Origin of the sequence: Pseudomonas sp. LF-5, assembly GCF_037626295.1 — a bacterium.
Classification (GTDB): domain Bacteria; phylum Pseudomonadota; class Gammaproteobacteria; order Pseudomonadales; family Pseudomonadaceae; genus Aquipseudomonas; species Aquipseudomonas monsensis.
Genome location: NZ_JARKMT010000020.1, coordinates 1906 through 3333, shown reverse-complemented (window position 1 = coordinate 3333; position 1428 = coordinate 1906). Strand labels below are relative to the sequence as shown.

Sequence of the window (1428 nt, the reverse complement as noted above, 5' to 3'; positions counted from 1 at the left end):
TCTCTTCGACGCAAATTGCTTGGGTGTTATATGGTCAAGCCTCACGGGCAATTAGTATTGGTTAGCTCAACGCCTCACAGCGCTTACACACCCAACCTATCAACGTCGTAGTCTTCGACGGCCCTTCAGGGAACTCAAGGTTCCAGTGAGATCTCATCTTGAGGCAAGTTTCCCGCTTAGATGCTTTCAGCGGTTATCTTTCCCGAACATAGCTACCCGGCAATGCCACTGGCGTGACAACCGGAACACCAGAGGTTCGTCCACTCCGGTCCTCTCGTACTAGGAGCAGCCCCTCTCAAATCTCAAACGTCCACGGCAGATAGGGACCGAACTGTCTCACGACGTTCTAAACCCAGCTCGCGTACCACTTTAAATGGCGAACAGCCATACCCTTGGGACCGGCTTCAGCCCCAGGATGTGATGAGCCGACATCGAGGTGCCAAACACCGCCGTCGATATGAACTCTTGGGCGGTATCAGCCTGTTATCCCCGGAGTACCTTTTATCCGTTGAGCGATGGCCCTTCCATACAGAACCACCGGATCACTAAGACCTACTTTCGTACCTGCTCGACGTGTCTGTCTCGCAGTCAAGCGCGCTTTTGCCTTTATACTCTACGACCGATTTCCGACCGGTCTGAGCGCACCTTCGTACTCCTCCGTTACTCTTTAGGAGGAGACCGCCCCAGTCAAACTACCCACCATACACTGTCCTCGATCCGGATAACGGACCTGAGTTAGAACCTCAAAGTTGCCAGGGTGGTATTTCAAGGATGGCTCCACGCGAACTGGCGTCCACGCTTCAAAGCCTCCCACCTATCCTACACAAGCAAATTCAAAGTCCAGTGCAAAGCTATAGTAAAGGTTCACGGGGTCTTTCCGTCTAGCCGCGGATACACTGCATCTTCACAGCGATTTCAATTTCACTGAGTCTCGGGTGGAGACAGCGCCGCCATCGTTACGCCATTCGTGCAGGTCGGAACTTACCCGACAAGGAATTTCGCTACCTTAGGACCGTTATAGTTACGGCCGCCGTTTACCGGGGCTTCGATCAAGAGCTTCGCGTTAGCTAACCCCATCAATTAACCTTCCGGCACCGGGCAGGCGTCACACCCTATACGTCCACTTTCGTGTTTGCAGAGTGCTGTGTTTTTAATAAACAGTCGCAGCGGCCTGGTATCTTCGACCGGCATGAGCTTACGGAGCAAGTCCTTCACCCTCACCGGCGCACCTTCTCCCGAAGTTACGGTGCCATTTTGCCTAGTTCCTTCACCCGAGTTCTCTCAAGCGCCTTGGTATTCTCTACCCAACCACCTGTGTCGGTTTGGGGTACGGTTCCTGGTTATCTGAAGCTTAGAAGCTTTTCTTGGAAGCATGGCATCAACCACTTCGTCACCTGAAAGGTAACTCGTCATCAGCTCTCGGCCTTA

At 53.0% G+C, this 1428-nt stretch carries 1 rRNA gene (only partly in view); it reads right to left on the bottom strand.

Annotation, left to right across the window (positions count from 1 at the left end):
- Positions 1–30: 30 nt before the first annotated feature.
- Positions 31–1428: ribosomal RNA gene (locus PseuLF5_RS28060) — 23S ribosomal RNA — on the bottom strand; it runs 1719 nt beyond the window's last position.